This window comes from Tessaracoccus lubricantis, assembly GCF_039544535.1.
GTDB classification, from domain to species: Bacteria; Actinomycetota; Actinomycetes; order Propionibacteriales; family Propionibacteriaceae; genus Arachnia; species Arachnia lubricantis.
In genome coordinates this window covers 24,329-37,042 of the sequence record NZ_BAABLV010000018.1, presented here as the reverse complement: position 1 = coordinate 37,042, position 12,714 = coordinate 24,329, and the positions used below count along the sequence as shown (strand labels likewise).

Genomic DNA, 12,714 nt, shown 5'->3' with positions numbered 1-12,714 from the left:
GGCCCCAGGCCGACGGCCTGGCGCGGCCGGCCGGTCAGTCGGTGCCGGTGTCCATCGAGGCGCGCTCGACGGCCTCGTCGACGTCCGACGGGCCCGTGGCGCCCAGCTCCGCGATCGCCGCGGCTCCGCCGCGCTCCAGCTGCCCGATGAGGTCGGCGTGCCCGGCCAGCAGGGTGCCCTGCTGGGCGTAGAGCTCGAGCTTCTCGCGGGAGTCGGCGATGTCGAGGTTGCGCATGGTCAGCTGCCCGATGCGGTCCGTCGGGCCGAAGGCGGCGTCCTCCACGCGCTCCATCGACAGCTTGTGCGGCTGGTAGCTGAGGTGCGGGCCGCGGGTGTCGAGGATGGTGTAGTCGTCGCCGCGGCGCAGGCGCAGGTCGACCTCGCCCGTGACGGCGGAGGCCACCCAGCGCTGGATCGACTCGCGCAGCATCAGCGACTGCGGGTCCAGCCAGCGGCCTTCGTAGAGCAGACGGCCGAGGCGCAGGCCCTGGCTCTGGTAGTTGGCGAGGGTGTCCTCGTTGTGGATGGCCGAGAGCAGGCGCTCGTAGGCGATCCACAGCAGCGCCATGCCGGGTGCCTCGTAGATGCCGCGCGACTTGGCCTCGATGATGCGGTTCTCGATCTGGTCGCTCATGCCGAGGCCGTGGCGGCCACCGATGGCGTTGGCCTCCATGACGAGCGAGACCGCGTCGTCGAAACGGGTGCCGTTGATGGCAACCGGGCGACCCAGCTCGAAGCGGATCGAGACGTCCTCGGTGTCGATGTCCACCGACGGGTCCCAGTACTTCACACCCATGATGGGCTCGACGGTCTCGAGCGAGACGTCGAGGTCCTCCAGGGTCTTGGCCTCGTGCGTGGCGCCCCAGATGTTGGCGTCCGTGGAGTAGGCCTTCTCCTTGGAGTCGCGGTAGGGGAGGTTGCGCTCGGTGAGCCAGGCGCTCATCTCCGCGCGGCCACCCAGCTGGTGCACGAACTCCTCGTCGAGCCACGGCTTGTAGATGCGCAGCTGCGGGTTGGCCATCAGGCCGTAGCGGTAGAACCGCTCGATGTCGTTGCCCTTGTAGGTGGAGCCGTCGCCCCAGATGAAGACGTTGTCCTCGGCCATTGCGCGCACGAGCAGCGTGCCGGTGACGGCGCGCCCGATCGGCGTGGTGTTGAAGTAGGCCTTGCCCGCGGAGCGGATGTGGAAGGCGCCACACGCGAGGGCGGAGAGGCCCTCGTCGACGAGCTGAGGACGGCAGTCGACCAGGCGGGAAAGCTCAGCGCCGTACTCCAGCGCACGTCCGGGGACGGACTCGATGTCGGGCTCGTCGTACTGACCGATGTCGGCGGTGTAGGTGCAGGGCACAGCACCGGCTTCGCGCATCCAGGCGACGGCGACGGACGTGTCGAGGCCACCGGAGAACGCGATACCGACGCGCTCGCCGACGGGCAGGGAGGTGAGAACTTTAGCCACGGCGCCACTGTAGCCGCACGGGTCGGGGCAGTCGTGCGGCGTCCCACCCATGCGGCGGCGCCTCGGGGTGTGGTGGGGGTTGTGCTTCACTACGCCCCCGTCGTCGCAGACCTTGGGCTGGTCGTCGCAGACCTCAGCCCGTCGTCACAGACGGCCGGTGGTGTCGCAGACCTTGGGCCCGTCGTCGCAGACGGTGGCTTGTCGTTGCAGACGGCCGGTGGTGTCGCAGACAGAGGACTGTCTGCGACGTTGGCTTAGGTCTGCGACGTGGTGAGGGTGGTCCGGGGTCCGACGGTGTGCTTAAGGACCTCTTGGGCTTGGGCCCGTCGTCGCAGACCTTGGGCTGGTCGTCGCAGACCTTGGGCCCGTCGTCGCAGACCTTGGGCTGGTCGTCGCAGACCCTGGGCCCGTCGTCGCAGACGGTGGCTTGTCGTTGCAGACGGCCGGTGGTGTCGCAGACAGAGGACTGTCTGTGACGTGGGCTTGGGTCTGCGACGTGGGCTCCGGTCTGCATCGTTGGCCTAGGTCTGCGACATTGGCCTAAGTCTGCGGCGTGGTTGGCCCTGCCCGACGGCGCGCTCGCTGTCGATCAGGAGCCGGGGCGCACAACGCGAGCGGCAAGTTCCATGCCGGCTCGCATCATTGCGATGAACGTCGCCGGGTTCTTGAGGTCGGCCCACGTCCACCGGATGACGAGGTAGCCCTGGGCACGCAGCCCGTCTTCCCGTCGCTTCTCGGCGAAGACGACCTCGCCCGGATCCTGGTTGGGCTTCAACGTCCGGCCGTACTTCACCTTTCCATCGAACTCGCCGATCAGCCCGAGCTCAGGCCAGAAGAAGTCGACACGGGCCAGTTCACCGTGGGACGTCAACTCAACCTGTAGTTGCGGCATCGGCAGGCCGCTCTGGCTCAACAACCACCGACTGATCGACTCACCCGCACTTTCAGATAGCCCGTCCAGTAATCCCACCACCCGCCGGGCCTGCCTGATGCCCGGTCTCTTGGCTGCGCGGATGAGTTGGAGATCCAGCTCGTGCTCGCTGAGTCCTGCCCTGAGTGCGGCGTCGCCGGCTGCCAGCGCCCACTCGGGCGGCTCATGTCGCGCCAGATCGACGACGGTGCGGCCCAGGTTGGTCACCTTTAGATCCCCGATCTTGACGATCTCGTCCTCCTGCACGGGGCACGAGTAGAGGTGCACGTCGCGGTCGTTTCGCCCGCCCGAGGTGCGAGTGCGCGTCAGGTGGACCGTCTCGCTGGCCTTCCGTCGTACGGGCAGCTGGTGGAGGAGGGCCGCGGAAGCATGGCTGACAACGGACTTGGGTGAGCATGCCTTGACTCCCGCGTCGATCCGGGCTCGGTTCGCGTTGGTCGATTGGGTGAACGCGCCGCGACGAAGTCGGGTGAGGGCGCCGGAGACGATTGCTTGGGGGACCTCGGCTTCCTTCCAGCCCTGCTCGAAGAGTTCCTGCATGGTGAAGATGTGTCGCATGCCATCACCTTTGGCAAAACCCCCCGGGATTTTCGATGCCCAAGGCAATCTGTGGATAACTCCGGGTGGTCGTCGACGGCGGCCCGGACAGATCTCGCGGCCTCCTCGGGCACGTTGCAGACGGCCGGTGGTGTCGCAGACGGAGGAGTGTCTGCGAGGACGCCTCGGGTCTGCGACGGTGGGCGAAGGTCTGCGAGGACGCCGAAGGTCTGCGACGGTGAGGGCCGAGCCTCTGGTTCGGGCGCGAGCCGCCGTCGGGGAGGGGTTTGGAATCACGTTGCAGACGGCCGGTGGTGTCGCAGACGGAGGAGTGTCTGCGAGGACGCCTCGGGTCTGCGACGGTGGGCGAAGGTCTGCGAGGACGCGCAAGGTCTGCGACGGTGAGGGCCGAGCCTCTGGGTCGGGCGCGAGCCGCCGTCGGGGGAGGTGCTTGGAATCACGTTGCAGACGGCCGGTGGTTCGCAGACGGAGGAGTGTCTGCGAGGACGCCTCGGGTCTGCGACGGTGGGCGAAGGTCTGCGAGGACGCCCCAGGTCTGCGAGGACGCCTCGGGTCTGCGACGGTGGGCCAAGATCTGCGAGGACGCCCAACGTCTGCGACGGTGGGCCAGTCTGCGACGGGCGGCAATGCGCCGACACGGGGGAGGAGCAGGTCAGAAGGTAGGATGCACGCCAGTACCGTCGGCCAGGCTGGAGGACAGGCATGCAGCGACCCCATGCTGTGATCGCGCTACCCAACAACATCGAGATCGACGCCCGGGCACAGCGCAACGCGCTGGCACTGGTCGCGGCGGGTTATCGCGTCACCATGGTCGGCTTCGGCACGGGCATCCCCAACGAGGGCGTCATCGCCGGCGTCCCGTACGTCCTCTGCCAGGCCAAGCCGAAGAGCGGCGGGCCGGCCCCGGCCACCGGCCCCAAGCCGCCGTCGATCCTCTACCGCATCGTCCGCAAGCTGTTCCACCTCGCGCTGCGTCGCCGCCCGCCGCAGAAGGTGGCCAAGGCCATCGCGCGCGTCGAGGAGACGGCTGGCGCCGTGGTGAAGCAGGCCAACAGGCGACTCGTGCGGCCCGCCCAGGGCCTCGTCACGAAGACGGCGCAGAAGGTCAACCCGCCCAAGGACGACCCCAACGCCCCGTTCGACTGGCGCGCCGCGCTCCCGCACGTGCCCGTCATGACGGAGGCGCTGCGCGACGTCATCGCCGGCCTCGAGCCCGACGTCATCGTCACCGACGTCCACCTGCTCCCCATGGGCGCCGAGGTGGCCGACATCCAGCGCGCCAAGGGCAAGCAGATGGGCCTCCTGTACGACGCCCGCGAGTACGTCTACGGCCTGGCCAGCGACGACCCCAACATCACCAAGGGCTTCCCGGCGCTCGAGACCGAGGCCATGCCGAAGGTCGACGCCACGGTCACCGTCTGCCAGCCCATCGCCGAGTTCCTCGCGGAGCAGTACCACCTCGACGAGGTGCCGCCGCTGGTCCCCAACGCCCCCATCGGCAACCTGCCGGAGACGGGCAAGACGCTCACCATCCGCGACTTCCTCCACATCGACGACGACACCCCGCTGCTCGTCTACGCCGGCGGCCTCAGCTACCACCGCGGCGTGCACGACGCCGTCGTGGCGCTGAAGGACCTCCCCGGCGTGCACCTCGCCATCGGGGCGCGCCGGGAGAGTTCGTACACCGACGAGCTCGAGGCCATCGCCACCACCCACGGCGTGCGTGACCGCGTCCACTTCGTCCCGTTCGCCCCCACGCACGAGGTGGACGAGTACCTCTCGTCGGGCACCGCCGCGATCATGCCGTTCCTCCCCGTGGGCAACCACAACTGGGCGGCGCCCAACAAGTACTTCGAGTCGGTGCAGGCCCGCCTGCCCATCCTCACCTCCAACATGGACTGGCTCTCCGAGCGCGTCACCACGCTGGGCATCGGTGAGGTGTTCAAGCACTCCAACCCGCCGTCGATCGTCGAGGCCGCCACGAAGCTGCTGAACAACCTGGAGCACTACCGCGCCAACCTGACCGACGAGGTCGTCGCCGAGCACACGTTCGAGCACTTCGAGCACGTGATCGTCGACGTGGCCAAGCGCATCACCGACCCGGCGCTCCTGCCCGGCCTGCAGCCCACCAAGCTGCACGACAACCTCACCGCCATCCGCAGCGACATGCTCCGGCAGCGAGCCACGCTCGCAGATTCGAAGCTGTTCGAGCCGCGTCCCTGGATCCGCATCGGCTGCGCCAACACCGGGGGCCTGCCCCAGCTGTGGGCCAAGTCCCTCATGCGGGAGTACCCGGAGGCCATCGCCGAGTCGGTCTGGCGGCACCGGGAGCAGTCGCTGACGTTCCCCGTCGACGAGGTCATCACCTACGGCCAGTGGGTCTCGCCCGCGTGGCAGAAGCAGTTGCAGGCCAAGCTCGAGGACCGCGTCACGCACGTGCTCACCGAATCCGGCCGGTCGGTCATCGGCGCGAAGTACGGCGCCCACTTCTACGACGAGGTGGCCTGGTTCGCGCGCAAGGGCATCCGCCAGGGCCTCGTCTTCCACGGCTCCGACATCCGCAACCCCCGCATCCACGCCTCCCTGGAACCGGATTCCCCGTTCAAGGACCCGACGGAGGAGCTCACCGCCATCCTGCAGCGCCAGGTGGAGGACCTCACCCCGCACGTGCTGAGCTTCGACGGCCCCGTGTTCGTCACCACGAACGACCTCCTCGACTACCTCCCGCAGGCCACCTGGCTGCCGGTGGTCGTCGACACCGACGAGTGGCAGACGTCGACGGCGCCGCTGGCGCACGGCGGCAAGCCCGTCGTGTTCCACGTGCCGTCGCGGCGCTCGATCAAGGGCTCGGAGGACGTCGACGCCGTCTGCCGCCAGCTCGAGGCCGAGGGCCACATCGTCTACCGCGGCCTGGGCGAACTGACCCGTGACGAGATGCGCCGCGAGATGCTGGCCGCCGACATCGTCGTCGACCAGATCAGGCTCGGCGACTACGGCATCACCGCCGTCGAGGCCATGTCCGGCAGCCGCGTGGTGGTGGGCCACGTCGCAGACCGGGTGCGCCAGCGGATCAAGGACGAGGTGCCCGTCGTCGAGGCCACGTCGCAGACGCTGCGCGACGTGCTGCTCCAGGTGGCCGCAGACCCGGCCCGGGCAGCGGTCCTCGGCAACCAGGGCCGCGAGTACGCCACGCGCTGGCACGACGGCCGCCACAGCGCCGACGTGCTGGCCGACTTCATGGGGCTGTCCAAGCCGGTCCGCTGATGAAGATCCTCATGCTGGTGGCCACCTCCGTGGCCACGGACACCCGGGTGCTGCGCGAGGCCCGCACCCTCGTCGACGCCGGGCACACCGTCCACATCATCGGCCGCTCCGTACCGGCCGACTTCGTGCCGGGCGACGGCATCACGGTCTCGTCCGTCGGCACGTCGTCGGTGTTCCGCAGCGAGGGCGGCCCGTCGCTGGCGGGCAGGAAGCTACCCCCGCACCTGAGGTTCGCGCGCTGGCTGCTGCTGCCGGAGCACCGCCGCTCGTCCTTCGGACGCTGGGCCGCCGGCGCCGTCAAGGACGCCCAGGCCCGCGAGTTCGACGTGGTGCACGCCCACGACTTCACTGCCCTCGCCGCCGGCGACCAACTCGCCCGTGAGCGCAAGGTGCCGCTGGTCTACGACTCCCACGAGCTCTGGACCGGCCTGCCGCGCGAGTTCCGCCCCACGCCGCTGGCCGACGCGCGCGAGAAGCGCGTCGAGGCCGAGTGCGGTGGCCGCGCGTCGGCCATCATCACGGTCGGCGACGGCGTGGCCGACGCGCTGAAGGGCGTGCACGGCTGGGACGACGTCACCGTCGTGCGCAACACGTTCCCGCTGCGCGACAGCCACCCGGCGGTGCCGGAGCAGCCCACCGGCCTGGTCTACGCCGGCCGCATCGCCGCCTACCGCGAACTCGAGACCATCGCCGCGGCGAGCCGCCACGTCGACCTGCCGATCACGCTGTGTGGCCCGGCTGACCAGACGTGGCTCACGTCGTTCGACCCGGGCCGCGTCACCGTGCTCGGCGCCCTGCCGCTGGAGGAGGCGTCGGCGTTGATGTCGGCGGCCGGCCTGTGCCTGGTGACGCACTCCGACAAGTGGACCAACCACTGCCTGGCGCTGCCCAACAAGCTGTTCCACGCCATCAGCCTCGGGTTGCCCGTCGTTGCCACCGATGTCGGCGAACTCGGCAAAGTGGTGCGTCAACACCAACTCGGCACCCTGTACGCGCCCGGCGACGCCGCAGACCTCGCCCGCGCGATCAGGGAGGCCGTTGCTGATTTCCCGCGCTACGTGTGTAATGTCGAGGCGGCACGCCCGGCCCTGTGCTGGGATGCCGACGCCGCCCGCCTGCGGGCCGTCTACGAGAAGCTGGGGTCCGCACAGGCGGACGACCGGGGAGAAGGTTAAGTGGCCAAGGACACTGTTGAGAGGTCCACGCGGCGGGTGTACACCCCGCACAAGGCGGGCATCCCCAACCTGCGCGAGTACTTCACGGAGCTGTGGCACCGCCTCGACTTCGCGAAGGAGATGAGCGACACCAACATCCGGGCCGGCAACACCAACACGTTCCTCGGCCAGGCGTGGCTGGTGCTCAACCCGCTGCTGCTCGCCGCGGTGTACTACCTGCTGGTGATGATCATCGGCGGCGGCAGCAGGCTCGACGCCAACGGTGTGCCGCGCGCCGACTTCCCGCAGATCGCCGGCGGGCTGTTCCTGTTCTTCCTCATCTCGGGCATCGTGCAGGCCTGCGCCACCTCGGTGACCAACGCCGGCTCGCTCATCCTCAACATGAGCTTCCCGAAGCAGTTGCTGATCTTCGCCAACACCTACCTGGCGTTGCGCCGCTTCGTGCCGACCATGGTGGTCTACGCGGCGATCCACCTCCTGTCGGGCAAGCCGATCAGCTGGACGCTGCTGTGGGTCCCGGTCGTCGTGGTCCTCGCGGCACTGATCGGCATGGGCTTGGGCTCCATCATCGCCACGTGGCACGTGTACTTCCGCGACACCGCCAACTTCCTGCCCTACGTCATCCGCATCTGGCTGTACGCCTCGCCGGTGCTCTACACCGGCGAGCAGTTCCTGACCAACCCCATCGGCAACGTCACGGGCGAGTGGATCTTGCTCAACCCCGTCTTCGGCCTCCTGGGCACGTGGGCCGACGCCCTCCACGGCCACAACCCGCCGTGGTACTACGTCGCCACCGCTGCGGCGTGGGCCCTCGTGCTGAGCATCGGCGGCATCCTCTACTTCATCTCGAGGGAGCGTGATTTCGCTGTCCGCCTCTGACGAATCCCAGTTCCTGGAGCGCCAGCCCGGTGCACCCGAGCCGGAGGTCCACGCCTCCGTCGCGCCCCCCACCTCCGACGATGGCGCTGCCATCGTCATCGACGACCTCCACATCACCTACAAGGTGTTCATGGAGCGCAAGAACACGCTCAAGAACGCCATGGTCAAGCGCCTGCGCGGCCAGCAGGTCAACTACCGCGAGGTGCGCGCGCTGCGCGGCGTCACGTTCAACGTCCAGAAGGGCAAGTGCACCGGCGTCATCGGCGCCAACGGCGCGGGCAAGTCCACCCTGATGCGCGCGGTGGCCGGCATCCTGCCGCCGTCGCAGGGGCGCATCGAGATCGACGGCAAGGTCTCGACGCTGCTCGCGCTCGGCGTCGGCTTCAACTCGGCCCTCACCGGCCGCGAGAATGTGGTGCTCGGCGGCCTGGCCGCCGGCCTCACCCGCCAGCAGGTCACGGAGCGGTTCGACGAGATCGCCGACTTCGCCGACCTGGGCGACTTCATCGACATGCCCATGCGCACGTACTCCTCCGGCATGTTCTCGCGGCTCGCGTTCTCCGTCGCCGTGCACATGGACCCCGACATCCTCATCATCGACGAGGCGCTGTCGGCCGGTGACGCGAAGTTCAAGGACCGCGCCAACCAGAAGATGGCCGAGCTCATGGGCCACGCCGGCACCATGCTGCTGGTCTCGCACGCGCTGGGCACCATCCAGGAACTCTCCGACGAGGTGGTCTGGCTGCACAAGGGCAAGCTCATCCGCCGCGGTGACCCGAAGGAAGTGTGCCAGGCGTACCTGGACTTCCTGAAGGTGGGCGACGACTCCATCGTCATGGAGGACTTCTGAGCCTCCGGGTCGGGATCGTCACGACGGGCCACGACGTCGCAGACGCCCGGCTGCACCGCACCGTCGCCGCGCTGCGGCGCGCCGGTTGCGAGGTGCACGTCAGGGGCCTGTCCGCCACCGGCGGGGGCGCGCAGCCCGCGGGCAAGCTGCGGCGCGGCCTGCGGGCGCTGCTCTGGCCGTGGCAGGCCCGCTGCGACGTGCTCCTCACCATCGACCCCGACACCGCGCTGTCGGCGTGGCTGTCGTCGACGGTGTTGCGCCGCCGCTGGGTGGCGGACGTGCACGAGGACTACCGCGAACTGCTGCGCGACCGCGCCTGGGTGCCGGGGCCGCTGCTCGCGGTGCTGCGCGGGGCCGTGTCCGTCCTGAACTCGATCATCACCCGGGCAGACCTGGTGCTGGTGGCCGACGACCACGTGCCGCCGCGCCACGCCCGTCGTCGCTTCGTGATGCGCAACGTGCCCGACGTGACGCTCCTGCCCCCGATGCCTGCCGGCTCAACCAGCGTGGCGGCGGTCGGCTCGGCCCGGGCGCCGCGCGCGGTCTACATCGGCGACAACCGCACCACCCGCGGCCTCCGCGACATGGTCGAGGCCGTCGCCGCCACCGTCGACGACCCCATGGCGTGGCGACTCGACCTCGTCGGCCCTGTCGCCACCTCGGACCGCGACTGGCTCGACGAACGCCTCGCGCGCCCGGATGCGCGCCTCGTCACCTGGCACGACCGCCAACCGCCGACGGAGGCGTGGCGCATCGCGGCCGGGGCCGACGTCGGCCTCTGCCTCCTCGCCGACACCCCCGCCTTCCGCGACGCCATGCCCTCCAAGGTCTACGAATACCTCGCCATGGGCATGCCGACCGTCGCCACGCCGCTGCCCCGCGTCCGCGAACTCATCGAGGGGACGGGCGCAGGCGTGATCGTCGACGGCGTGCCCGCCGTCGTGGAGGCGCTCCGCGCGTACGCCCGGGACGCCGCCCACCGACAGGCCCTCATCGCCAACGCCCGCGCGGCGGGCGAGGAACTGCGCGAGCGCCCGAGCCCCTACGACGAGGCTGCCGGGCTGATCGCCGGGCTCGCGGCATACTGACCCCATGACCAGGCCACGCTTCCCGCAGTTCGTCTACGGCGCCGGCCAGGAGCCGGACGCGCGGTTCTCGATGGCCAACGAGCGCACCTACCTCGCGTGGATCCGCACCTCGCTGGCGCTGCTGGCCGGCGGCATCGCGCTCGAGGTGCTCGGCCTCGGCATCCACGACGGCTTCCGCATCGCCGCGTCGCTCATCCTGCTGACCGCCGGCACGGTCGCCGCGCCGCTGGGCTGGTGGAGCTGGGCACGCTACGAGAAGGCCCTCCGGCAGGGGCAGCCGCTGCCGTCGACCTTCTTCGCCCTGCCGGTGGCCGCCGTCGTGGGGCTGGTGGGCGTGCTGGTGCTGCTGGGCTTCCTGCTGGCATGAGCGTCTTCGACCCGGGCCTCCAGCCCGAACGCACCGGCCTGGCGTGGCAGCGCACCTGCCTGGCGCTGGGCATCGGGGCGCTGGTCTACGCCCGCATCGCCGCCACCACCGTCGGCGGCTGGGCCTGGGCGTTGGCGGGCGCGGGCATGCTGACCGCGCTCGTCCTCGGGTTCGCGTCCAGGCGCCGGTACCGCTACACGCACCGCTCCCTGACCTCCGGCGTGGTGAAGTTGCCCGACGGCGCGCTTCCCGCGGCACTGGCCCTGGCCATCCTCGCGGGCGGGGCCGTCGTGCTGGTGCTCACCGTTGTCACGGCCGTCTCGTAGCACTCATGGTCACTGACGGCAGCCGGGTGCAGGTGCGGGACGCGCAGCCGGTATGCTCGCTTCCAGCGATATCGCTCTTGACTGAGCTGTCGAAGTGCTCGCACTGAGCTTGTCGAACGTGAAGGGACCCAAGCATGGTTCGCATCCAGGATTCGGCGGACGTCTCACCCGACGCCGTCATCGGGGAGGGCTCCTCCATCTGGCACCTGGCCCAGGTGCGGGAGAAGGCCGTCCTCGGTGAGAACTGCATCGTCGGGCGCGGCGCCTACGTCGGAACCGGCGTGCAGATGGGCAACAACTGCAAGCTCCAGAACTACGCACTGGTCTACGAACCGGCAGTGCTGGAGGACGGCGTGTTCGTCGGCCCCGCCGTCGTGTTCACCAACGACTACTACCCCCGCGCCATCGACCCCGAGGGCAAGCTGAAGCGCGGCGACGACTGGGAGCCCGTGGGCGTGACCTGCAAGCAGGGCTCCTCCATCGGTGCGCGCGCCGTGTGCGTGGCCCCGGTCACGATCGGCCGCTGGGCCATGGTGGCCGCCGGCGCCGTCGTGGTGAAGGACGTGCCTGACTTCGCGCTGGTGGCCGGTGTGCCCGCCAAGCGCATCCGCTGGGTCGGCCGCGCGGGCGTGCCGCTCGAGGCGGGCGACGCCGAAGGCCTGTGGGTGTGCCCGCAGACCGGCGACAAGTACCAAGAACAAGACGACAACACTCTCGTGGAGGTTTCTTAAGTGAACGACTTCATCCCACCCGCCAAGCCGATCGTCGGCGACGAGGAGCGCGAGGCGGTTGACCGTGTGCTGCGCTCGGGCATGCTCGCGCAGGGTCCTGAGGTCAAGGCCTTCGAGGAGGAGTTCTCGGCGCACTTCGGCCTGGGCCGTGCGTGTGTGGCCGTGAACTCGGGTACCTCGGGTCTGCACCTGGGTCTGCTGAGCTCGGGCATCGGCGCGGGCGACGAGGTGATCGTCCCGTCGTTCACGTTCGCGGCGACGGCGAACTCGGTGGCGTTGACCGGTGCGACGCCGGTGTTCGCCGACATCGCGCTCGACGATTTCACGCTGGATCCGGCGTCCGTCGAGGCGTCGATCACTGAGCGCACGAAGGCGATCATGCCGGTGCACCTGTACGGTCACCCGGCGAAGATGGCTGAGTTGCAGGCGATCGCCGACAAGCATGGCCTGATGTTGTTCGAGGATGCGGCGCAGGCGCATGGCGCGTCGCTGAACGGTACGCCGGTGGGCGCGTTCGGCACGTTCGCGATGTTCTCGCTGTACCCGACGAAGAACATGACCTCGGGTGAGGGTGGCATGGTCTCGGCCGCCAACGACGAGGTGGAGCGCAACCTGCGGCTGTACCGCAACCAGGGCATGTTGCAGCAGTACCACAACGAGGTCGTGGGCCTGAACAACCGCATGACCGACATCCATGCCGCGATCGGGCGGGTGCAGTTGACGAAGGTCAACGCCTGGACCGAGCAGCGTCAGAGCAACGCGGCGTTCCTGTCGTCGAACCTGGAGGGCGTGGTGACGCCGCCGGTGGCCGACGGCGCGGTGCACGTGTACCACCAGTACACGATCCGGGTGGCGGAGGACCGTGACGGTCTGGCGAAGGCGTTGAAGGACGAGTACAACGTGGGTTCGGGCATGTTCTACCCGGTGCCGAACCACCGTCTGAAGCCGTTCCAGGCTGATGTCGACCTGGCGAACACGGAGCAGGCGGCGCTGGAGTGCCTGTCGCTGCCGGTGCACCCGTCGCTGTCGCAGGACGACCTGGAGCGGATCGTGACCGCGGTCAACGCGCTGGCGAAGGTGGGTGCGTGA

11 protein-coding genes are annotated in these 12,714 nt (G+C 69.4%); 9 read left to right on the top strand and 2 right to left on the bottom strand.

What is annotated here, in order from left to right; all coding sequences use genetic code 11:
* Window positions 1–34 precede the first annotated feature (34 nt).
* The gene (gene argG / locus ABEA30_RS05590) at window positions 35–1,507 is read right to left on the bottom strand and encodes an argininosuccinate synthase (RefSeq protein ID WP_345580236.1); all 1,473 of its coding nucleotides are present in this window, start codon (window positions 1,505–1,507) and stop codon (window positions 35–37) included.
* A 538-nt stretch (window positions 1,508–2,045) separates the two neighbouring features.
* Window positions 2,046–2,945, bottom strand: coding sequence for a hypothetical protein (locus ABEA30_RS05585; RefSeq protein ID WP_345580233.1), 900 nt, complete (start codon window positions 2,943–2,945; stop codon window positions 2,046–2,048).
* 702 nt (window positions 2,946–3,647) lie between these two features.
* On the opposite strand from ABEA30_RS05585, the gene ABEA30_RS05580 reads away from it, so the two are divergent.
* The 9 genes from ABEA30_RS05580 (at window position 3,648) to ABEA30_RS05540 (ending at window position 12,714) form a co-directional block, all read left to right on the top strand.
* Window positions 3,648–6,209, top strand: a complete 2,562-nt coding sequence (locus ABEA30_RS05580) for a glycosyltransferase family 4 protein (RefSeq protein WP_345580230.1) — start codon at window positions 3,648–3,650, stop codon at window positions 6,207–6,209.
* Window positions 6,209–7,384, top strand: coding sequence for a glycosyltransferase (locus tag ABEA30_RS05575; protein ID WP_345580227.1), 1,176 nt, complete (start codon window positions 6,209–6,211; stop codon window positions 7,382–7,384). Before ABEA30_RS05580 ends, ABEA30_RS05575 begins: the two co-directional genes overlap by 1 nt.
* Window positions 7,385–8,263 (top strand): ABC transporter permease, encoded by an 879-nt coding sequence (locus ABEA30_RS05570; RefSeq protein ID WP_345580224.1) that lies wholly within the window; start codon window positions 7,385–7,387, stop codon window positions 8,261–8,263.
* Window positions 8,241–9,113: an ABC transporter ATP-binding protein gene (locus ABEA30_RS05565; RefSeq protein WP_345580221.1), complete on the top strand. Its 873-nt coding sequence runs from the start codon at window positions 8,241–8,243 to the stop codon at window positions 9,111–9,113. Before ABEA30_RS05570 ends, ABEA30_RS05565 begins: the two co-directional genes overlap by 23 nt.
* A complete protein-coding gene (locus ABEA30_RS05560; protein WP_345580218.1) occupies window positions 9,050–10,201 on the top strand; it encodes a glycosyltransferase in 1,152 nt (383 codons plus the stop codon). The genes ABEA30_RS05565 and ABEA30_RS05560 overlap by 64 nt, the downstream gene beginning before the upstream one ends.
* A gap of 4 nt (window positions 10,202–10,205) precedes the next feature.
* Window positions 10,206–10,568: a YidH family protein gene (locus tag ABEA30_RS05555; protein WP_345580215.1), complete on the top strand. Its 363-nt coding sequence runs from the start codon at window positions 10,206–10,208 to the stop codon at window positions 10,566–10,568.
* Window positions 10,565–10,894, top strand: coding sequence for a DUF202 domain-containing protein (locus ABEA30_RS05550; protein ID WP_345580212.1), 330 nt, complete (start codon window positions 10,565–10,567; stop codon window positions 10,892–10,894). The genes ABEA30_RS05555 and ABEA30_RS05550 overlap by 4 nt, the downstream gene beginning before the upstream one ends.
* Before the next feature lie 134 nt (window positions 10,895–11,028).
* Complete coding sequence (locus ABEA30_RS05545) at window positions 11,029–11,625, top strand: N-acetyltransferase (RefSeq protein WP_345580209.1); 597 nt, start codon at window positions 11,029–11,031, stop codon at window positions 11,623–11,625.
* A complete protein-coding gene (locus tag ABEA30_RS05540; protein ID WP_345580206.1) occupies window positions 11,626–12,714 on the top strand; it encodes a DegT/DnrJ/EryC1/StrS family aminotransferase in 1,089 nt (362 codons plus the stop codon). It begins immediately after the preceding gene.

What these genes read in the sequence shown, in the direction of transcription:
- ABEA30_RS05555 (WP_345580215.1), top strand. Translation starts at nt 10,206, where the DNA reads ATGACCAGGCCACGCTTCCCGCAGTTCGTCTACGGCGCCGGCCAGGAG.
- ABEA30_RS05585 (WP_345580233.1), bottom strand. Translation starts at nt 2,945, where the DNA reads ATGCGACACATCTTCACCATGCAGGAACTCTTCGAGCAGGGCTGGAAG.
- ABEA30_RS05550 (WP_345580212.1), top strand. Translation starts at nt 10,565, where the DNA reads ATGAGCGTCTTCGACCCGGGCCTCCAGCCCGAACGCACCGGCCTGGCG.
- ABEA30_RS05545 (WP_345580209.1), top strand. Translation starts at nt 11,029, where the DNA reads ATGGTTCGCATCCAGGATTCGGCGGACGTCTCACCCGACGCCGTCATC.
- ABEA30_RS05575 (WP_345580227.1), top strand. Translation starts at nt 6,209, where the DNA reads ATGAAGATCCTCATGCTGGTGGCCACCTCCGTGGCCACGGACACCCGG.
- ABEA30_RS05580 (WP_345580230.1), top strand. Translation starts at nt 3,648, where the DNA reads ATGCAGCGACCCCATGCTGTGATCGCGCTACCCAACAACATCGAGATC.
- argG (WP_345580236.1), bottom strand. Translation starts at nt 1,507, where the DNA reads ATGGGTGGGACGCCGCACGACTGCCCCGACCCGTGCGGCTACAGTGGC.